We start from the raw sequence: 20,686 nt of genomic DNA, 5'->3' as shown, positions 1-20,686 counted from the left end.
TGCGCAGCACGTGGCTGGGAAAGGCGCGGGACGCCGCCCCTGGCGCTCGCCTGAATTGAACCGTATTTCCGAACCGTAGGCAGGGAGTTGATCCAACGATGAAAAAAATTTCTCTGAAGCCCCTTTTTGTAGGCACCGGCCTGACGGTGATGCTGGCCACGGCGCCGGTCGCGGCGCAGGCGCAGTCCTATCCCGACCGTCCGATCAAGCTGGTCGTGCCGTTTGCCGCCGGCGGCGCCACGGACGTGCTGGGCCGACTGCTTGCGGCGGGCCTGTCCCAAAAGCTTGGCCAGGCCGTCGTGGTCGAGAACAAGCCCGGTGCCAGCACGGCGATCGGCGCCACGCAGGTGGCTAAGGCTGCGCCAGACGGCTATACGCTGCTGCTTGGCTCGAGCACCACGCTCACACTGAACCCGACGATCCGTCAAAACCTGGGCTACGACCCGGTCAAGAGCTTCACGCCGCTTGGGATGATCGCCGACTTGAGCCTGGTGCTGGTGGCCAACGCCGAGATTCCGGTGAACTCGCTCAAGGACTTGGTGATCCAGGCCAAGGCTCAGCCTGACAAGTTCTACTATGGCTCGTTCGGTACCGGCTCCTCGGTGCATTTCGGCGGCGAGATGCTCAAGTCAGCCACCGGCGCTCATATGGTTCACGTACCGTTTAACGGAAGCGCGCAAAGCCTGACCGCGCTGGCCGGCGGTCAGGTTCAGGTTGCGGTCGATAGCGTGGTCGCCAGCCTGCCACTGATCAAGGGTCACAAGATCAAGCCGGTAGCGGTGTTGTCAGCGCAGCGGCAACCCGCGCTGCCACAGGTACCCACAGTGGCCGAGAGCGGCTATCCGGGCTTCCAGATGGGATCGTGGTTCGCGCTGCTGGCGCCCGCCGGACTAGCGGCACCGGTGCAGGAGAAGCTAGAGAAGGCCCTGGCGGAAGTTGCGACGGCGCCCGCGATCAAGAGCCGGATGCTTGAACTCGGCCTGACGCCCGCCTACGGCAACGGCGTGGCGGTCAAGGCGCGCGCCGAGAACGAACTTCCCGAGATGCGGGCGCTGGCGGCACGGGCCAATATTCGCGCCGAGTAAGGGGGGAGCCGCAGCGGGATTTTATCGCGCAGCGGATAGGCGAGCCCGCGCCGACGCCTGCGAAGCGTTCGGCAGGGGCACGTCCGACGATCAAGGCGTCAAGGCGCACAGGGGGCGCATCCGGCCACGCGAATGAAAATGAAAATGACAGCAGGGTCTACCGCTATCCCCCCGAAGCACCGAAATGCACGCGAAGAGCCAGGTAGCCAGCGGATATCGCCAGGGTCACGAGTGTGACCGGGACACCCACTGTCGCATGGCGACGCCAATCGATTTGGATGTTGCGCCTGGCCGCGGCATCCACGACGATGATGTTCGCGATGCTACCGACAATGAACAGGTTGCCGGACAGCGAACTGACCAAGGCAAGGAGCGGTCCGGCCATCTCGTGATGCGCCAGCGGCAGTAGCAGCATCACGGCCGGCACATTCGATACGAGGTTCGACAGAACGAAGGTGGCCCCGAATAGCGGCGCAAGCTGGTCGAGGTGAAGACCGGCAGCGGCGAGGTCGGCGATGACGGCGGCGGTGACGCCGGATTGCTGTAGCGCATGATTGACGACGAAAAGCGCCATGAACAGGATCAGGAGTTCCCAGTCGACGAGGCCGAGCGTCCGCGCGGAATGCATTTTGCGGCTCATCAACAACACGCCCGCGCCGATGAGCGCCACGTGCTCGCGCGGCCAGGGCCCGACAAGGAAGGCTACAAGCAGCACTGCCGCAACGGCGAGGCCCTTGGTGGTCTGCCAGCGGTCCAGCGGCACTTCGTCGGTACGCCGTGCCGCCTCATCGACCGTGCCCGCAACGCTTGCGGGAGCCGACCAGCGACCCTTTACCTGCCAGGTAATCAATGCCCATGTTGCCAACAGACCAAAGGTGACTGGCACCATCGCCTCGCCAACGTAGGCGAAAAACGGCATGCGCAACGTCTGGCCGATCAGCATGTTCTGTGGGTTCCCGATCAATGTGGCGGCGGAGCCAATATTGGAGGCACAGGCAAGCGCCAGCAGATAGGGCATTGGATCGAGGCGCCGCCGTTGGCAGGCATCGATCAACACTGGGGCGACGGCCAGGCAGACGATGTCGTTGCTGAAGATGGCCGACAGCGCCGCGACGCCAAAGATAAGCGCCCCGAGCAGGCCGGCCGGGCTGAATGACAATGAGACGAACCGGTGCGTCACCCAGTCGTAGAAGCCACCCAGCCGCATCTGCGCTGACACCACCATGAAGGAGAACAGCAGGATCACGGTCGGCAGATGGATGGAGCCCGCTGCCCCTTCCAGACTCACGGCATCGACGCTGATCAAGGCAATCGCACCAAGCAGTGCCACGCCCGTCCGGTCCAGCTGCAGGAATGGGAGCCCACCGAGAATCATCCCCAGGTAGACGACGAGAAAGATGGTGACGATGGTGGCGGTCATTTGCTTGTGCGGGTCAGCCCCGTTGAAGTGGGTCCAGTGCTCGATGTTGGCTTAGGCGCCGGCGCGCGCGGACTACTTTTTTTGCCGGGGCCTGGCCTTGGCCTTGGCCTTGGCCTTGGCCTTGGCCTTGGCCTTGGCCTTGGCCTTGGCCTCTGGCTTTGGCTTGTCCTTGGGTTGCGTTGACCAGGCCTGGCTGTCGAGCAGCCGGTCGAACAAGCGGTCGCGCTCCTCTGGCGCAAGCGGGCAGAGCCCCAGCATCTTTGCGAGCACCATCCCCTGGGCAGCCTGCCAGCGCAGGAGCGCCAGATCGGGATCCTCCGCCTCCTCCTTGATGCGCACCACCTTCTCGGCCGTCTTCTGCCTGACCGCAGACAGCAGCTCGGGATTCTCGGCAATGGAGCCGAGGATGGCAAAGACCAGCGACTGTGGATGGGAGACGGATTCGCGAAACGCCAGGATCTGCTCCGACAGCTGGGCCTCGGGATTCCCGGCGCCAGCATTGGCCAGGTAGTCCTTCGCGAACTTGTCGAAGTACTCGATCTGCTGGTCCAGCAGCGCCTCCACCACGGCCGCTTTTGTGCGGAACTGGTGCATCACCCGCCCCTTGCTGATCCCGCCCTCTTGCGCGATGGCATCGATTGTGAGCCGGCCAGGGCCCTCGCGCGCGAGGATGGCGATTGCCGCGTCAAGGATGATCTGGCGGGACCGCTCCGACCGTACCGTGTTCTCCATTGTCTATCTCCACGGCGGGGGCAACCCCGCCTAACCAACTGTCCAACATAACCGGAATCCCGGCCAAAAACAATATTTATATACTGTTAGTCAATCACCGCAACTAAGAGCGGGAAGCAGCTGAACGTAGGATGGTCAAGTTGGCTATTGCGACACCCAAGTAGTAATCTTCAGTACTGGCCGCTGCATATGGGACAAGGGCAAATGCCCGACTGCTCGATGGCGGCTTGCATTGCGATGGCGGAATATCCAAATGAAGCCCCCCTTCATCGCGAGGTACGCCCCATGCCGGCAGCGTCTAATCAGTCCGGCCACGCATCTTCGCGGCATCTTCGCGGCATACTCGCGAGTTGGGGGCGATACGATCAGCCGACGATACGACTTGAGGAACCGGGCCAATGGGAAGCACCAACGCAGTTGCGGTGGCGGCAGTCGCCTTCGTGGGCAGCCACTTTCTCTTGTCCCATCCGCTGCGCAGGGGGTTGGTCCGCGCGCTTGGCGAAGCGGGGTTCCAGGGGGTCTATTCGCTGGTTGCGGTCTTGACGCTCGGCTGGCTGATCCTGGCATACCGAAAGGCGCCCCTGACGGCACCACTATGGCCGGTGGGGAACGGCCTCTGGGCGGTGATGACCGCGCTCATGCTGATCGCGTCGGTCCTGCTGATGGGTTCCCTGATCCGCAACCCGGCGCTTCCCACCGGCGGTCGGCTCGGCGCGTTCCCGGAAGCGGCGCGCGGCGTGTTCGCGGTGACGCGCCACCCCATGATGTGGTCGTTCGCCCTTTGGGGGCTGTGCCACATCGCGGTGTTCCCGGTGGCCAAGAACATCATAGTCGCCGCGGCCATGGTCATCCTCGCGCTCGTCGGCGCCGCGCTGCAGGACCGGAAGAAGGAGCAGCTCCAGCCCGATCTCTGGCCCGCATGGGAGTCGAAGACGAGTTATCTGCCGTTCGCGGCGATCGCCGCTGGCCGTGCGCGGCTCGGCGGGTTCGGCTTGCATGCGCTGTTGGGCGGCCTCGTCGTCTGGCTCGCAGCCACCTGGGCTCATCTCCCCCTCGCCGGTTGGGCCGCGGGCATCTGGCGCTGGCTGTAGCCGCAGCGCCAAGCAACCGGGCCATGATCCATCCGAACGGATCCACACCATGGCCGCGGCGCGCTCGATGCATGGCCAATATCGGCTTCATGAAACACAAGCCGCCGCCGGATAGGCTTTCCATTTCGGCACCCTGCGCGTCACCGAGTCCGCCATCGCGGCGGATCCACCAGTTCTGGTAGTTACAGGATTCCCCCGCCCATAGTTCAATCTAGCCCTGCTCTGGCAAAGGGAGAACATGTGGAAATCGTCGTGGGAAATGCGCAGGAATTGACGCCGGCGGTGATGCAACGCATCGCGCGCTACCGGCACAAGGTATTCGTGGAATCGCTCGGCTGGCAACTGCGCTGCGACGATGGCATGGAACTCGATCAGTTCGACCGCCCGGATACGGTCTACGTGGCTGCGCAGATGCGCGGCGAAGTGGTCGGGACCGCCAGGCTGCTGCCTACCACGCGCCCTTACCTTCTCGGGGACGTCTTTCCCCAACTCCTGAATGGCGCGGTCCCGCCGGCTTCGGCCGAGGTATGGGAACTGTCCCGCTTCGCCGCCACGCCCGACGCTGCGGTAACGGGCGGCGCGCTCGGGCACCTGTCCTCGCCCCTGGCCGTCAACGTGCTCAGCGCCTCCCTGGCGTGCGCGCGCGCCCGCGGCGCCAGCCATCTGATCACCGTCTCTCCGCTGGGCGTGGAACGCCTGCTGCGTAATGCCGGCTTTCGCGCGCGGCGCGCAGGTGTGCCGATCGTGGCACAAGGACAGCACATCGTCGCCTGCCTGATCGATACGGCCAGCGGCCCGGGCACCGAAGCGCAAGACATCGAAGAGCTTGCGCTGGCCTAGCCGGCATCCCTGCGGCCCCTCGCTTTTGAGTCCCCCGCGCCGTCGCGCCCGGGTGTCTCCACGCGCGCGCGCCGTCCCCGAACCTCATCCACGACCTCATCCACGACCCTCAACAGCATGCTGACCGAAACCGTGACAGACAGCGCCTTGCCGCAACAATTGACGGAGCGGACCTTCCTGGATGCGATCAGACGCAACGCCGGCGAACAGCCCGAGGGGCTGGCCTACCGTTTCCTGCGCGCCGAGGACGGTGCCGACGAGCTGGTCTCGCACCAGCAACTGGCCGAACTGGTGGGCCGCTATGCGCATGCGCTTGGCGCACTGCGGCGCGCCGATACCGCGCGCCAGGACCCGGTCGTCATCGTACTGCCGCAAGGCAGGGACTTCGTGGCCGCATTCTACGGCTGCATTGCCGCCGGCGCCGTGGCCGTGCCAACCTTTCCGCCCGGCACCGCGCTGCAGGCCGAGCGCATCCGGCACATCCTGATGGACCTGCGCGACTGCATCGTGCTGGCCGAACGGGATTGCCTCGACACCACGCTGTCCCACTTGCGCCACGATCCCGCGCTGGCCGCCATCCGCTGGTGCGCGGTGTCGGACCTGCAGACCGAGCGCCGCACCAGCCTGGCGCCGTTCGCGCCCGACGCCAGCGCGATCGCCATGCTGCAATACACCTCGGGCTCCACCGGCAAGCCCAAGGGCGTCATGGTCAGCAACCGGAACCTGGTGGAGAACTCCCAGCTGATCCAGGACTGCTTCCACCACCGCCGCGAGACCAGCCGCTCGGTGATCTGGCTGCCGCCCTACCATGACATGGGCCTGGTCGGCGGCGTGCTGCAGCCCACGCACGTGGGCTTTCCCGCCCTGCTGATGCCGACCAGCATGCTGGTGCGCAACCCCTACCGCTGGCTGGCCGCGGTCAGCGAGTTCCGGGGCACCAGCAGCGGCGGGCCGAATTTTGCGTTCCAGCTCTGCGTGAACAATATCCGCGAGCGCGATCTCGGCAAGCTCGATCTCGGCAGCTGGAACATTGCCTTCTGCGGCGCCGAGCCGATCAGCCACCGCACCATGACGGAGTTCTCCGCGCGCTTCGCCCCGGCTGGGTTCCGGCCCGAAGCGATCTATCCCTGCTACGGCATGGCGGAAACAACCCTGATGGTCACCGGCAAGCCGCACGCCGAGCGCTACCGCTCGATGAGCGTGGATGCGCGCGCGCTGGCCAGGGGCCTGGTGCGCACGCAGGAGCACGGCACGCCCGGCGCCCAGGCGGTGGTGAGTTGCGGCAGGACGCACCCCAGCCTCGACCTGCGCATCGTCGATCCCGAGCTTGCCCGGGAACGGGTTGAGCGCGAGATCGGCGAGATCTGGATCAGCGGTCCCAGCGTTGCCCAGGGCTACCTCGGTGACCCCGACGGCTCGGAGAAAACCTTCATGCAGGCCATCTCCGGCAACCCCCGCCGCTATTTGCGCACCGGCGACCTGGGCTTCGTCGACAAGGGCGAGGTCTATGTCACCGGCCGCATGAAAGAGCTGCTGATCATCCGCGGCGCCAACTATTACCCCCAGGATATCGAGCAGGCCGCCGCGCAGGCGTGCCCGGAGTTCGTCAACTGCCGCTTCGCCGCGTTCCCCTTGTCGGTCGACGGCGCGGAGGTCATCGCCATCGCCGCGGAATGCCCGCGCACACTGGCGAACTACGATGAGGCCGCCCGTCGTATCAATGCGCGCGTGATCGAGAACTACGGCATCAAGGCGCAGGTCATCCTGTTCGTGCCGCGCAAGACCATCAAGGTCACCTCCTCGGGCAAGCTGCAGCGCATGGCGATTCGCCATGCCTTCCTGGCCGGCGACCTGGCGGTCTACCACCGCTGCGACGACCTGCGCGAACCGGCCCCGCCGGCCGCGCCGGCCGGCGAGCTTGCCGCCTGGACCATCAAGGACATCCGCGGCTGGATCGTCGCCAGGATCGGCATGATCACCCGCGCCGATCCATCGAAGATCCGCCCTGACGACAGCTTCGCCGAACTGGCGCTCGACTCGGTTTCCTCGCTGGAAATCCTCTCCGAGCTGGACCAGGCGCACGGCATCGGCGTGGCGCCCGATTCCCTCTACAAACACAACACGCCAGAGCTGCTCGCTCGCGAGATCCATCGGCTCTGGCACCTCAAGCAATCCTCGGCGGGAGTTTGCCATGGCATCGCGTAACAACATCTCCAGCATTTCCAGTCTTTCCGGCATGTCCACAATGCTGATCGAATTCATCAGCGACAGCTTTCTCGGCGACGGCACCCGGATCGCCGCCGACACCGCGCTGCTGGAACTGAACATCCTGGATTCGGCCGCGCTCTTCGACGTGGTCGATTTCATCCACCGCCAGTTCGCCATCGGCATTCCCGTCAGCGAAGTGCATCCGGACAACTTCGCCAGCGTTTCGTCCCTGACGCAACTGATCGGGCGCCTGCAGTCCGCGCCACAACCCGTCGAGGTATCCCCATGATTCCCAATCAGTGGTACGCCATCCTGCGCAGCGAAGATGTACGGAAAAAGCCGGTCGGCATCACCCGCTTCTCGAAAAAGCTGGTGCTCTACCGTGACACCGCGGGCCGCGCGGTCTGCCTGGACGATCGCTGCCCGCACAAAGGCATCCCGCTCAGCAACGGCAAGCAGCATGGCGACCATATCGCCTGCCCGTATCACGGCTTCCAGTTCAACCAGGCGGGCAAGTGCGTGCACATGCCCGTGCTGGGCCGCAACGGCACCATCCCCAAGGCCATGTGCGTGCGCTCCTACACGCTGCGGGAGGAGCACGGGCTGATCTGGTTCTGGACCGGCGCGGGACAGGCGGACACGCTGCCGCCGGTGCCGATGTTCGAGAATTTCAGCCAGTACAAGGGCTTTACCTCGCGCTACGGCTGGAACGCGCCGGTGCATTACACCCGCTACGTGGAGAGCGTCTGCGAGGTCTATCACGTGCCCTTCGTGCACAAGGGCTCCGCGCTCAATATCTGGGACCCCAAGGGCGGCCGCGTCGACGATTTCAAATGCGAGGTCAATGGCACCCTGATCAGCAGCAATTTCATCCTGCGCGCCGACGACGAGCGCACCGCCGAGGAAACGCTGCACGCCATGCTGCCATGGAAGCGCGGCTGGCGCATCGGCGTGGATGTGCAGATGCCGAACATGGTGCAGATCCGCAACGACGTGTTCGACGTCTACGTGATCGCCACGCCCATCGACGACGACAACTGCTGGGTTTGCGTGTGCTACCAGGAGCCCAAGCGGGACCTGCTGCTGCCGATGATCAAGCCGCTGCCGATCCCGGTCTGGCGCAGGGTGCGGCCCTGGATGATGTGCCGCATGGAACGCTATATCCAGCAGGCCAAGGATATGGAGGCCATCCGGGGACAGGAGCCGCGCATCTCCCACCTGAAGGCCAACAAGCTGATCGCCCTGGACAAGGTCAACGCCTACTACCTCAAGCTGCGCGAGGCCCTGTCCCGCGCAGCGCTGGAAAACCAGCCGGCGGAAGCTGCCATCAAGGCGGCCACACAGCCGGATCCTGTAACGCCGCACGAGATGGCCGCCGACTAAGCCGGCCGGTCCTACCTTATTACCTGCCCCTAGGGAGTTCCATGAACGAAGCCGAATTGATAGACCATGCACGGAAGTTCGCCGCCGTGCGCGACGTGGTGATGACGCACTCCCAGTACGCCGAAGCCGAGCTCGATACCGACGCGCTGCTGCAGGAGGAACTCGGCATCGACTCCATCATGCTGGCCGCCATCGTCGCCGACCTGCAGCAGGTCTTCCAGGGCGCGGAGCGCGTCAGCGCGGATCAGTTCGACACCCTGGGCGCCCTGATACAGGGCTTCGCCAGGTTCGAGCTCAAACCCGCGGCCTGCGCTGGCACGGCGGCAGGCGTGGCGGAAGCTGGCGAACAGCGCGGGCAGCGGGGACAGCAGGAACAGCGGGAAGAGGCCGGGCCGCAAGGCGCGCGCATCACCATGCGTGACTTCGTTGGCAGCGGTGAGTCCGACCTGTTCGCCAAGGCGCGGCGCTTCTCCCGCTTCCTGCAGGAACAGGAGACGCACGGAGAGTTCTGGTACGGCATGGCATCGAACGGCCTGTGCACCAACCGCGCGCGCATCTTCGACAAATACGAAGGCCGCGAGCGCGAGTTCCTGCTGTTCGCCTCCAACAACTATCTCGGCCTGGCCAACGAGCCGCGCGTCATCGAAGCCATGGTCGCCGCCGTGCGCGAATATGGCGCCACCAATACGGGCAGCCGCCTGATCGGCGGCACCACCCGCCTGCATCTCGAGCTCGAGCAACGTCTGGCCAGGTTCAAGGGCCGCGAAGACTGCATCGTGTTCCCGTCGGGCTACTCGGCCAACCTTGGCACTATCTCCGCCCTGCTTGGCGCCAACGACCTGGTCATCACCGACGTCTACAACCACATGAGCATCCAGGACGGCTGCAAGCTGTCCGGCGCGGCGAAGAAGATCTATGCGCACAACGACATGGCCTCGCTGGAAGACGTGCTGCGCCGCGCCGACGGCAAGCCGGGCGGACGGCTGATCGTGGCCGACGGCGTCTTCAGCATGCACGGCGACGTGGTCGACCTGCCCGGACTGACGCGCCTGGCCCGCAAATACGGCGCCAAGGTACTGATCGACGATGCGCATTCCACCGGCGTGCTCGGCGCCACCGGCTCCGGCACCACCGAGCATTTCGGCATGAAGGGCGCCGCCGACCTGGAGGTGGGCACCATGAGCAAGGCGCTCGGCGGTCAGGGCGGCTTCGTGGTGGGCGACCAGGAGGTCATCGATTACCTGCGCTTCTACGCCAACGCCTATGTGTTCGCCGCCACCATTCCGGCGGCGGTGGCTGCCGGCCTGATCGCTTCGCTCGACATCCTCGAAGCCGAACCGCAGCGGCTGCAACGGCTGTGGGACAACATCCGCTATCTCAGGTCCGCGCTGGACGACTGCGGATTCGATACCGGGCAATCGGCGAGCGCCATCATCCCCATCGTCATCGGCGACGAAGGGCGCGCGATGGCCATGGGGCGCTCGGTACGCCGGCGCGGCCTGTTCTGCCAGACCGTGGTCTTTCCGGGTGTGGCGGTGGGCGATGCGCGGCTGCGCATCAGCGTGCTGGAATCCCACACCAGGGAAGACCTCGACCAGGCCGTACGGATCCTGCTCGAGTCGGCGCACGAGAACCATCTCCTGGCGCTATGAGCCGGCCCCCCCAATGCTCTGGAGAACACCGGCCATGAATACACCCGATAAGCACGCGCTGGTTCACCTCGCCCTGCTGCGCCATGCGAGTGAACGGCCGACGGCGCCCTTCCTGCTGGCCGGCGCCGGCGCAACCTACCGCGAAGCGGCCTGCTGGGTGGGGCGGCTTGCGCGCAGCGGCCTGCTGCCCCCGCCGGGCTCGACCACGGCCATCTGGATGGGCAAGGGCAACACCTACGCACTCGGCATCCTGGCCGCGCTGTTCGCGGGCAACCGCTACTTGCCGCTGGATGGCGCGCAACCCGTGGAGCGCGCCAACACCATCGTCAACGACGCGCAGGCCAGGGTACTGATCGTGGACCGGGCGCACGCGGCCCTGTGGCTGCGGCAGGCGCTGCCCAGCGTGCTCGACCGGCTCATCGTCATCGACGAACCGGAACACGACGAAGCGCTTGCGCTGCCTCCTTCCAGGCAGGCCGCCGTGGTCAGGCTGAGCACCGACCTGCGCGAGCTGGCCGGGATGGTCGAGATAGCCGAGACGGCACCCGCTGCGGCGGAGCCGGCCGGCGCGGGGAACGGCCCCCGCGAAGCCTGGCCACCGGTGCTGCCGTGCGCGCCGGACGATGTGGCCGCCGTGCTCTACACCTCTGGCTCCACGGGCCAGCCCAAGGGCGTTCAGCTAAGCCATCGCAACCTGGGCAATTTCGTGCGCTGGAGCGTGGATGAGCTGGCGCTGCGGCCCGAAGACCGGCTGCTGAACCTGGCCAGCTTCAATTTCGACCTGAGCACCTTCGACCTGTTCGCCAGCCTGCGTGCCGGCGCGGCGCTGTACGTCGGCAGCGAGACCGAGACCCGGCAGGTGGCCCAGGTGGCGAACATCATCGAGCAACAGGCCATTACCGTGCTCTACACCGTGCCGTCGATGCTCGCCCTGCTCAACCGGGCCGATGCCTGGGCCCGGATGGCGCCTTGCGCGCTGCGCCGGGTGGCGTTCGCCGGCGAGGTCATGCCCAAACCGCAGCTGCGCGCGATGGCGCAGCTGCTGGCTCCGGATTGCCGCTTCTACAATTTCTACGGGCCCACCGAGACCAATGTCTGCCTCTACCACCGTGTCAGCGAGGCCGACCTGGCCAGCGATGCGCCCCTGCCCATCGGCACGCCGGTCACCGCGACCGAGGTCTGGCTGCAGGACGAGGCGGGACAACCCATCGTGCAGCCCGGGCAACTGGGCGAGATCTGGGTACGCGGCGATTGCGTGACACCCGGCTACTGGCAGCGCGAGGCCGACCCCAATACCCCCAATCACCGCCTCGGCATGCACGCGACCGGCGACTACGGCGAGCTGGTGGACGGCCTGCTGGTCTATCGCGGCCGCAAGGACCGCATGCTCAAGCTCAATGGCTACCGCATCGAGCTTGGCGAGATCGAGGCGGCGCTGGCGCGCCATCCGGCCATTCACGAGGTGGCCGTGCTGGCCCACCCCGGCCACGGCTCGGCCTCGCCGCGCGTCCATGCGTGGTATGTGACGCGCGCCGCCGGCCAGCCGCTGGCGGCGCTGGACCTCAAGCGCTTCTGCGCGGACTTCCTGCCGAGCTACATGATCCCGCACGGCATCACGCAGCATGCCGCTTTGCCGAGAACGCCGAACGGCAAGATCGACTATCGCCAGTTGGGCCAGCAGCTGGAGCAGGGAGCGCGCGCATGAGCGGGCAAGACAGCACCCACGCCGGCATGGCGATCACCGGCATGGCCTGCCGGTATCCGCGGGCGGGCGGACTCGATGCCTTGTGGCAACGCCTGTGCGATCCGGCCGAGGACGCAGCGCAGGCGCGGCATCTCGGCCCACCGCGGGCCGGCTACGCCGAATTCGGCATTCCGCCGATCTACCGGAACTCGATCAACCAGGTGCAGCTGGACCTGCTGGACCTGGCGCGCGAAGCCCTCGGGCAAGCCGGCCTCGACGAGGACGCGATCGACCGCGAGCGCACCGACGTGATCTTCTGCAGCGCGCTCGGCATGAACCGCCAGTACGAGAACCATGCCCGCATTGCCGCCGTCGCGTGGGCCGAAGCGTGCTGGCCGCTGGCCGGCACCGGCATCGCCGCCAGCCGCCAGGCCTGGAAGCGCAAGCTTGATACGGTCTTGCGCGCCACCTCCCATGACAAGGTCGGCGAGATGGCAAGCACCATGCCGGCCCGCGTGGCCGCGCACTTCCGGCTGCGCGGCCGGGCGCTGGCGCTGGAGTCGCAGGAGCTGGGCGGGGTCGAAGCGCTGCTGGCGGCCATGGACGCCATTGAGCTGGGCCAGGCGCATACCGTGCTGCTGCTGGGCGCGCAGTGCCTGGCGTCGCCGCTGGCCGAAGCGGTGCTGCGCGAGCGCCTGCCCGCCGGCCTGATGGCGGCACTGAGCGAAGGCGCCTGCGCGCTGGTGCTGCAGGACAGCCGCGGCGCCAGCGGGCGCGCCATCGCGCGGATAGAGCGCGTCGAGCTGGAACCCATGGCGGACCCGCGCCAGCAGCCGGCAGCAGAGGCGGCGCACGATACGGAGCGGCGCTTCTACGTGCTCGACGGCATCGGTGACAACAACGACAACAACGACAGCGACAACGGCGAGAGTGGGCACATCGGCAGCATCCCGCCCCGCGCCAGCCTGCAGGCGCACAAGGCATGCGGCTACGGCTACGCCATGCAGGCGCTCAGCGCGCTCATCCAGGCCGCGCTGCTCCAGCAGCGCGGCTGCCCGCCGGCCGCCGGCACACCCGGCACCGTGCGAACCACCGTGCTCGGCGCCGGCCTGGATGGCGCGCGCTATCGCATCTGCCTGGCCGAGGCCGGCTCGCACGCCGGCGCTGGCCGCGCCGTCCAGGCCGCCGCGCCGATCGCCGTGCTGGGCCTGGGCGCGTGCTTCGGCAATGGCCGCAACAGCAAGGACTACTGGGAAGCCTTGCGCGCGCCCGGACATCGCTTCCGGGCGCTGCCGCACGAGCGCTTTGGCCGCGCGGCCTACCACGATCCGGACCCGCAGGCGCCGATCAGCTACTACGCCGGACAGGCATCCTTCAGCGAGCTTGCCCAGGGCGACGCCGCCTTGCCACTGCGGGCACCGGCCTTCGACCTCGCGCACTCAGCCGCATGCGAAGCGTTTTCCATGCTGCCCGACGATATCGCGGACCTGGCGGACCTGGCGGACCTGGCTGGCCCGCTGCTGGTGGTAACGGCCTCCAACCTGACGCTGGCGCCGGAAAAGCAGCTTGCCGCGCGCTACCTGCTGCCACGGATAGTCGCCGCGCTGGAGGAACTGGCGCGGGAACTGGGCCTGCCGGACGCTGCCGTCCAGCGCGCGGCGGCGCAGCTGCGGGCGCGGGCCTTGCAGGAGCCGGCACCCTGCATCGACGGGCAAACCTGGCACCAGCTCTGCGCCAGCGGCATCAGCCGGGAGCTGGCGTGCGCGCTGGGCGCCGAGGCTCGCCACGTGGCCGTGGAAGCCGCCTGCGCGGGTTCGCTGGCCGCGCTCGAGCTGGCCATCAACAGCCTGCGCAGCGGCCGCTGCCGGCTGGCCGTGGTGGCGGGCGTCGAAGCCCCGGTCAACATTGCGGACCTCGTGCTGTGCGCCTCGCAGCGCATGCTGGCGCCCGGCCTGATCGCCAGCTTCACGCGGGATGCCACGGGCTTCACGCCGGGAGACGGCGCCGGGGTAGTGGTGCTGTGCGCGAAAGCCGATGCCGAGCGATGGGGCCTGCCCGCCATGGCCGTGATCCGCGCCATCGCCGCGAGCACGCAGAGCAAGTCCATCGTCGCGCCCAATCCGCCCGGGCAGATCGCGTCGATGCAGCGCGCGTTCGCGCAGGTCGAGTTCGCGCCCGGCGCCGTGGATTTTGTCGAGACGCACGGCACCGGCACCGCGATTGGCGACGAGGTGGAAATCGCATCGCTGGCGGCGGTCTATGCCGGCCAGGCGCGCACCCTGCGCCTCGGCGCGCTGAAGTCGCGCTTCGGCCACTGCTTCGCCGCGGCGGGCATGGCCAGCCTGATCAAGACCATCCTGGCGCTGCAAAAGCAGGAGTTGCCCGCCAATCATTTCGCCGCCCCCGTCAAGCCCGAACTGGCACTGGCCGGGCACAACTTCGATCCGCTCGAGCATGCCAGCCCATGGCCTGCCGGCGGGCCGCGCATCCGGCGCGCCGCCGTCAACGCCTTCGGCACCGGCGGCATCAACTACCACCTCCTTCTTGAAGAAAGCGGGGATTGAGCACATGGATTTCTCCACCAGCCCACGTCACCGGGATATCGCCCGGCGCATGGCAGCCCTCGGGCGCGACCTGCAGGACCCCGGCCTTGCCGAACGCGACCGCCAGGGGCACTTTTCCCGGGAGCTTTGGTCGACGCTTGCCCGCCAGCGGGTACACGCGCTGACGGTGACGCCCGAGCATGGCGGCGAGGGTTTCGGCGCGCTGGACCTGGTCTTTGCCCTGGAAGCCTTGGCGGAGCACTGCGAGGACACCGGCCTGCTGTTCGCGCTGGCCGCCCACCTGTGCGCCTGCCTGCACCCGCTTGCCCGCTTCGGCGCCCCGGCGCTACAGCAACGCTGGCTGCCGGCCATCGTGCAGGAAGGCCAGATCGGGGCGCACGCCATCACCGAGGCCGATGCCGGCTCCGACATCAACGCCATGCGCTGCACCGCCACGCGCGACGGCGATGGCTACCGCCTGCATGGCGAGAAGCGCTACATCACCAACGCACCGGTATGCGATTTCATCGTCGTGCACGCCCGTACCGGCGAAGGCAAGGGCTTTTTCGACTACAGCGCCTTTGTCCTCGACAGCCGCACCCCGGGCGTGCAGGTCAGCCACAAGCCGCATGAGAAGGTTGGCCTGCGTACCACGGCCATGGGCGATATCCGCTTCGATGGCGCCTGGGTCCACGGCTCGCAGCGCCTGGGCGCCGAAGGCAATGGCGGCCCGATCTTCCAGGCCAGCATGGCGTGGGAGCGCAGCTGCCTGTTCGCCATCTACCTGGGCGCGATGCGCCGCCAGTTGCGCCGGACCTGCGGGCACGCCGAGACGCGCGTGCAGTTTGGCCAGCCGCTGATCGCGCACCAGGCCATCGCCCATCGCATCGCTGACATGCACGTGCGCCTGGAGAGCGCGCGCCTAGCCTGCCTCAAGGCCGCCTGGGCGCTGGACCACGAGCAGCCCGGCCAGGACGCACCGGCCGTGGCCAAGCTGCTGGTCTCCGAGGCGAGCATCCGCAACGGCCTGGATGCCTTGCATATCCACGGCGCCAGCGGCGTGCTCGAAGGCGATATCGAGCGGCAATTGCGCAACGCCCTCCCCTCCACGCTGTTCTCGGGAGGCAATGAAGTCCTCAAGGACCAGCTGCTGCGGCAACTTCGCCGCGAACTCAGGCACGGAACAGGCCAGGCACGATGAAAATACAGAACAGCGTAGGACAAGCCACCCTCGGCAAGGAAGACCTGCTCGCCGCGGCGGGCGTGTTCGTCGAGTACACCCGCGCCCAGGGGGACCACCTCTTCATGCTCGGCGAGGATGGCCAGGAGGTACCGGTGCTCGATCTCGTCGGCGGCTTCGGCGCCTCCCTGCTCGGGCACTATCACCCGGAAGTCACCCAGGTGATGCAGCATTGCCTGGACCAGCGGCGGCCCTTCCTGGCCCAGGGCTCGTGCCGCCAGCGCGCGGCGGACCTGAAGGACAGCCTGGCCGACTACCTGTTGCGGCACACCGGCACCGCCTTCAGCATCGCCCTGCTCAGCACCGGCACCGAGGCGGTCGAGGCGGCGCTCAAGCATGCCCGCTATGCCTACACCAAGCGCATCGAGCAGCTGGCCAACGCCTGCGCCGCTAATGTGCGCGAGCTGCTTACCCGCCTGGAGCGCGGCGAGGCGCGGATCGAGCCGGCGCTGCTGCAAGCCTGCGAGCGCCTGCTTGGCCAGGAGCCGCTGGCGTCGCTGGACGACCTGCTGGCCGCGCTGAGCACGGCCAACCAGCGTGCCTTCAACCAGCAGGCGGTGATCGCGGCCTTTCCGCGCGCCTTTCACGGCAAGACCATGGGCTCGCTCGCCCATACGTGGAACCGCGACGCCCGGCTGCCGTTCATCCGCAACCACAGCGGCGCGTGCTTTATCGAACAGCCGCAGGACTTCCTGGACGACGTGGCGCGGCGCAGCCTCGCCTACTTTACGTTCGAGTTCAGCCCGCTGCGGCTGGTGCGGCGCACCGCGCCCACGCTGGCAGCGGTGATCTACGAGCCAATCCGCGGCGAGGGCGGCGTGCTCGAACTCGGCCCCGCCGAGAAGACCCTGCTGCGCGAGCTGCGTGCGCAATACCCGGAAGTCGCGCTGATCGCCGACGAGATCCAGTGCGGCCTCGGCCGCACCGGCCACCCCGTCGAGAGCCACGCCAGCGAGCTGCCGGCGGACTACCTCACCTTCGCCAAGTCGCTGGGCGGCGGCCTGGCGAAGGTCTCCGCCCTGGCCGTGCGCAAGGACCTCTATCACCCCGAATTCGGCATGCTGCACAGCTCCACCTTCGCCGAGGACGACCTGTCCTCCTCCATCGCCAGGCGCAGCCTGGAGATCATTGAGCGCGACGACCTCGCCGGGCGCAGCGCCAGGCTTGGCCAGGCACTGCTGCGCGAGCTGCGCGGCCTGCAGAAGCGCTGGCCCGGGGTCATCCGCGATGTGCGTGGACGCGGTTGCATGCTGGGCGTGGAGCTGGAGGACTTCTCCGAGCACCCGTCCGCGGTGCTGGCCAGCCTGTCCCAACAGCAGATGCTCGGCATGCTGTGCGCGGGCTATCTGCTGCACAGCCACCGCGTGCGCGTGCTGCCCTCGCTCGGGCGCCGCCGCGTGCTGCGCATCCAGCCTTCGGCCTATCTCGGCGCCGAGGATATCCGCCAGGCCTGCCATGCGCTGGAGGCGTTGTGCATCCTGCTTGACGCCGGCGACGCTGCCGCCTTGCTGCAACATGTGTCCGGCCCGGCCTGGCCGGCGCAGGCGGACGCTCCCCGCACCACCACGGCGCGCGTGGCACCGGCCGTGCAGGCCGGCCCGGAGGAACCTTGCGAGCGCGTTGGCTTCATTGCCCACCTGATCGATATCGAAAGCGTGCGCGAGTGGGACCCGGCCGTGGCCGCGCTCTCCGACGACCAGCTGGGCGAGCTGCGCGTGCACATGCAGCGCGCGCTGGAGCCGCAGCTGGTGGCGCGCCGCCGCGTGCGTTCCCCGCTGGGACGAGAGGTGGAGCTGGCCTTGTACGCCATCCTGATGGACGCCGAGGCCATCGAGGTGGACATGCGCTTCAACAAGTCCGAGCAGATCCGCGGCCAGGTCCACCATGCCTACCGCCAGGCCAGGGAGGACGGCTGCTGCCTGGTGGGCTTCGGCGGCTATACCTCGATCGTCACCGCCAACTGCACCGACTTCGACCACGACCATCCCGCCGTCACCACCGGCAATGCGCTGACGGTGGCCACCAGCATGGCGGCCGTGCGCGAGGCGGCGCGCGAGCAGCACATCCGCATGGCCGACGCCTGCGTGGCCGTGGTGGGCGCCGCCGGCAACATCGGCCAGGTGCACGCCACCCTGCTGGCGCAGGAGTGCGGCAGCCTGCTGCTGCTGGGGCGGGCCGGATCCCAGGCGCGCCTGCAGGCCGTGGTGGCGGCGATCGCCGCCGAACTCCTCGACACGCTGCGCCACAGCGGGCAGGCCCGCGCCGCGGCCGATGCGCCCGAGGGCCGGCTGATGGCGCAGGTACGTCTGCGCTTCGGCGCGGGCACCCCGCCGGATGCGGACGAACTGGCCAGGTACCTGCTGGGCGAGTCGCTGGTGCGACTGGCCGATACGCCGGCGCATTGCCGCCAGGCGGACATCGTGATCAGCGCGTCCAATAGCGCGCGCACCTTCCTCGATGCCTCCTGCTTCGCGACCGACCGCGCCGTGCTGGTGTGCGACGTGGCCGTGCCGGGTGACGTGGATGCCGCCTCGCTGACGGCGCGCGCCAATGTGCGCCTGATTCGCGGCGGCATCGTCAACCTGCCGCTGGCGCCGGATTTCAACCTGCCGGGCATGCGCTTGCCGCGCGGCAAGGTCTACGCCTGCGCGGGGGAAACCTTGCTGCTTGGCCTGGCCGGCATCCGGCGCGATTTCAGCAAGGCCGCCATCAGCACCGCGCAAGTCAGGGAGATCGGCGCGCTGGCCCGCCTGCATGGCTTCGAACTGGTGCAGAAGACGTGAGCCGGGAGCGCAGCGCGACGTGCCCGCCGGGCGGGCTGGAGGCGATACGGCAACTGCTGGCACTGGCGGCGCTGGCGCCGTCTTCGCACAACTGCCAGCCCTGGCATGTGAGCCTGCTGGACGCGCACGGCCACCCGCATGCGGATCCCGGCGCGGCGCCGCATGCGCTGGTGGTCGGCATCGACCGGCGCAGGGCGCTGAACGCCTTGCCGGCCATGCAGGGCGAGATGCACATCAGCGCCGGCGGCTTCGCGGCCATCCTGCTCAACCTGCTGCGGCTGTCGGGCTGGCAGGCGCGCGCCAGCCTGCTGCCCGGCGCGCACACCAGCCAGGACGATGCCCTTGACCTTGACCTTGAGCCACTGGCGAGGATCGAGCTGGGCGCGTTCGACGCGGGCCGGCGTTCGGCTGGCCTGACGGCGCTGACGGACGCCCTGCGCCGGCGCCGCACCGACCGGGGCCTCTATCGCGGCGGCTTCGCCCTGCACGACGCGATGCGCCAGGACGTGCTGCCGCACAGCCTGGCGGACGCGCCGGCCAGCGAGCCATGGCACTGGCATGCCGTGCAGCCCGGCCTGCGCTACGAGCAGCTCGGTGCCTTCTACCGGCAGCACGCCATGCGCGATTTTGTCCATGGCCCGGCCTGGCGGGAAACGTATCGGCACCTGGTGTTCAGCGGTGCCGCTCAACCGCGGGACGGCGTCGGCATCAATATCCAGAGCCTGTTCGGCCCCATGCCGGCGTGGCGCCGCTGCCTGCACCGCGTAGTGCTGCATCCGCTGCTGCTCGGGGCGCTGGGGCCGTTCGGCGCATCGGCGCGCGCCGGCGCGCAGATCGAACGCCTGATCCACAGCAGCCCGGCCGTGGTCTACCTGAGCAGCGCCGCCTCGCACGCACAGGCGCCCTGCCGCTACGTGCTGGCGGGCGAGGCCATCGCGCGGCTCTGGCTGGGGGCCAGCGTGTCCGGGCTGAGCCTGCACCCGCTCAGCGTCGCCCTGCAGCATCCGGACCTGCGCGCGCGGCTGGGCCATCTGCTGGGCTGCGACGAGGAGCTGCTGTTCATTGCCCGCGCCGGCGTTCCCCGGCGCCCGGCCAACCCGGCGCTGCGCTATCGCTGCGACCCGTCCGCCTTCTGCTCGCCACCGCTCGCCGCCGGCACTGCGGCGGCGCATCACCGTACACAGGAGTAAGCCCATGCCTATGCCCAACCATCTTTTCCGAAGCCTCAAACTGCTGGCCGCCTGCGCGGCCTGCGCCATGCTGACGTCCGGCCCGGCCCGGGCCGCTACAGCGGTCGACAACGGCACGCTTGCCGAATGGATCTACGGCGCCGAGCACATCCTGCGCGGCAAGACCTCGGCCGCGGTCATGAGCATGAAGATCAAGAAGACCAGCTTCGAGCGCGAATACGACCTGCTGGTGATGACCGACGACCGCGCGCCCGCGGCCAAGGTGCTGCTGCGCATGCTAGGCCCGGCGCTGTGGCGGGACAACGCCACCCTCAAGGTCGGCGAAAAGATCAGCTTCTACGATCCGCGCACCAACCGCATCACCGTGATGGGCAACTCCATGCTGGGCGACAACTGGATGGGCAGCCACTTCACCAACGACGACCTGATGCGCGAGACCGACCTCGCCAAGCACTACAGCTATGTGCTGGCCGGCAGCACGCCGGGCAAGGATGGCGGTGGCCAGGCGGTGGAGGACTACACCATCGCGCTGACGCCGCTGCCCACCGCGCCGGTGTCGTGGGGCAAGGTGATCTACCGCCTCTACGTCGGTGCCGACAAGCAGGCGTATCCGGTGCGCGTGGAGTACTTCCGCCGCGCGAACGACGACAAGCCCGTGCGGGCGCTGGTCTACGAGGATGTGCGTGCGATGGACGGCAAGACCGTGCCGACCCGGCTGACCATGAACGTGCTGGACCAGCCCGGTGAATACACGCGCATCGAATACAAGCGCATCCGCTTCGGCCTGGACCTCAAGGCCGACGAATTCACCGAACGCGCCTTCCGCTGAGCCCCG

The 20,686-nt window shown here is 67.9% G+C and carries 15 protein-coding genes; 13 read left to right on the top strand and 2 right to left on the bottom strand.

Going from position 1 to position 20,686, the window contains the following annotated elements; all coding sequences use genetic code 11:
- Positions 1-98: 98 nt before the first annotated feature.
- Positions 99-1,085, top strand: coding sequence for a Bug family tripartite tricarboxylate transporter substrate binding protein (locus ACX12D_RS21005; protein WP_459375455.1), 987 nt, complete (start codon positions 99-101; stop codon positions 1,083-1,085).
- Between the two features lie 163 nt (positions 1,086-1,248).
- On the opposite strand, the gene ACX12D_RS21000 is transcribed toward ACX12D_RS21005, so the two are convergent.
- Entirely contained in the window at positions 1,249-2,505 is a 1,257-nt protein-coding gene (locus ACX12D_RS21000) for an anion transporter (protein ID WP_459375454.1), read from the bottom strand.
- Positions 2,506-2,577: 72 nt separating this feature from the next.
- On the bottom strand, positions 2,578-3,237 hold the full coding sequence (locus ACX12D_RS20995; protein ID WP_459375453.1) for a TetR/AcrR family transcriptional regulator: 660 nt from the start codon (positions 3,235-3,237) through the stop codon (positions 2,578-2,580).
- Between the two features lie 398 nt (positions 3,238-3,635).
- On the opposite strand from ACX12D_RS20995, the gene ACX12D_RS20990 reads away from it, so the two are divergent.
- The 12 genes from ACX12D_RS20990 (at position 3,636) to ACX12D_RS20935 (ending at position 20,680) form a co-directional block, all read left to right on the top strand.
- Positions 3,636-4,328, top strand: coding sequence for an NnrU family protein (locus ACX12D_RS20990; protein WP_459375452.1), 693 nt, complete (start codon positions 3,636-3,638; stop codon positions 4,326-4,328).
- Positions 4,329-4,568: 240 nt separating this feature from the next.
- Positions 4,569-5,168 (top strand): acyl-homoserine-lactone synthase, encoded by a 600-nt coding sequence (locus ACX12D_RS20985; protein WP_459375451.1) that lies wholly within the window; start codon positions 4,569-4,571, stop codon positions 5,166-5,168.
- Between the two features lie 117 nt (positions 5,169-5,285).
- Positions 5,286-7,373: an AMP-binding protein gene (locus tag ACX12D_RS20980; RefSeq protein WP_459375450.1), complete on the top strand. Its 2,088-nt coding sequence runs from the start codon at positions 5,286-5,288 to the stop codon at positions 7,371-7,373.
- Positions 7,360-7,665 (top strand): hypothetical protein, encoded by a 306-nt coding sequence (locus ACX12D_RS20975; RefSeq protein ID WP_459375449.1) that lies wholly within the window; start codon positions 7,360-7,362, stop codon positions 7,663-7,665. Before ACX12D_RS20980 ends, ACX12D_RS20975 begins: the two co-directional genes overlap by 14 nt.
- Positions 7,662-8,759, top strand: a complete 1,098-nt coding sequence (locus ACX12D_RS20970) for a Rieske 2Fe-2S domain-containing protein (RefSeq protein WP_459375448.1) — start codon at positions 7,662-7,664, stop codon at positions 8,757-8,759. Before ACX12D_RS20975 ends, ACX12D_RS20970 begins: the two co-directional genes overlap by 4 nt.
- A gap of 41 nt (positions 8,760-8,800) precedes the next feature.
- Positions 8,801-10,411, top strand: coding sequence for an aminotransferase class I/II-fold pyridoxal phosphate-dependent enzyme (locus tag ACX12D_RS20965; RefSeq protein WP_459375447.1), 1,611 nt, complete (start codon positions 8,801-8,803; stop codon positions 10,409-10,411).
- A 34-nt stretch (positions 10,412-10,445) separates the two neighbouring features.
- Positions 10,446-12,116, top strand: a complete 1,671-nt coding sequence (locus ACX12D_RS20960; RefSeq protein WP_459375446.1) for an AMP-binding protein — start codon at positions 10,446-10,448, stop codon at positions 12,114-12,116.
- On the top strand, positions 12,113-14,659 hold the full coding sequence (locus ACX12D_RS20955; protein ID WP_459375445.1) for a polyketide synthase: 2,547 nt from the start codon (positions 12,113-12,115) through the stop codon (positions 14,657-14,659). The genes ACX12D_RS20960 and ACX12D_RS20955 overlap by 4 nt, the downstream gene beginning before the upstream one ends.
- Before the next feature lie 4 nt (positions 14,660-14,663).
- On the top strand, positions 14,664-15,839 hold the full coding sequence (locus ACX12D_RS20950) for an acyl-CoA dehydrogenase family protein (protein WP_459375444.1): 1,176 nt from the start codon (positions 14,664-14,666) through the stop codon (positions 15,837-15,839).
- On the top strand, positions 15,836-18,661 hold the full coding sequence (locus ACX12D_RS20945) for an aminotransferase class III-fold pyridoxal phosphate-dependent enzyme (RefSeq protein ID WP_459375443.1): 2,826 nt from the start codon (positions 15,836-15,838) through the stop codon (positions 18,659-18,661). The genes ACX12D_RS20950 and ACX12D_RS20945 overlap by 4 nt, the downstream gene beginning before the upstream one ends.
- Positions 18,658-19,851 (top strand): hypothetical protein, encoded by a 1,194-nt coding sequence (locus tag ACX12D_RS20940; RefSeq protein WP_459375442.1) that lies wholly within the window; start codon positions 18,658-18,660, stop codon positions 19,849-19,851. Before ACX12D_RS20945 ends, ACX12D_RS20940 begins: the two co-directional genes overlap by 4 nt.
- A gap of 4 nt (positions 19,852-19,855) precedes the next feature.
- The gene (locus ACX12D_RS20935) at positions 19,856-20,680 is read left to right on the top strand and encodes an outer membrane lipoprotein-sorting protein (RefSeq protein WP_459375441.1); all 825 of its coding nucleotides are present in this window, start codon (positions 19,856-19,858) and stop codon (positions 20,678-20,680) included.
- Positions 20,681-20,686 lie beyond the last annotated feature (6 nt).

This window comes from Cupriavidus sp. PET2-C1, from assembly GCF_054515855.1.
Note: the sequence above shows the minus strand (reverse complement) of the source record. Positions and strands in the feature narration are given on the sequence as shown.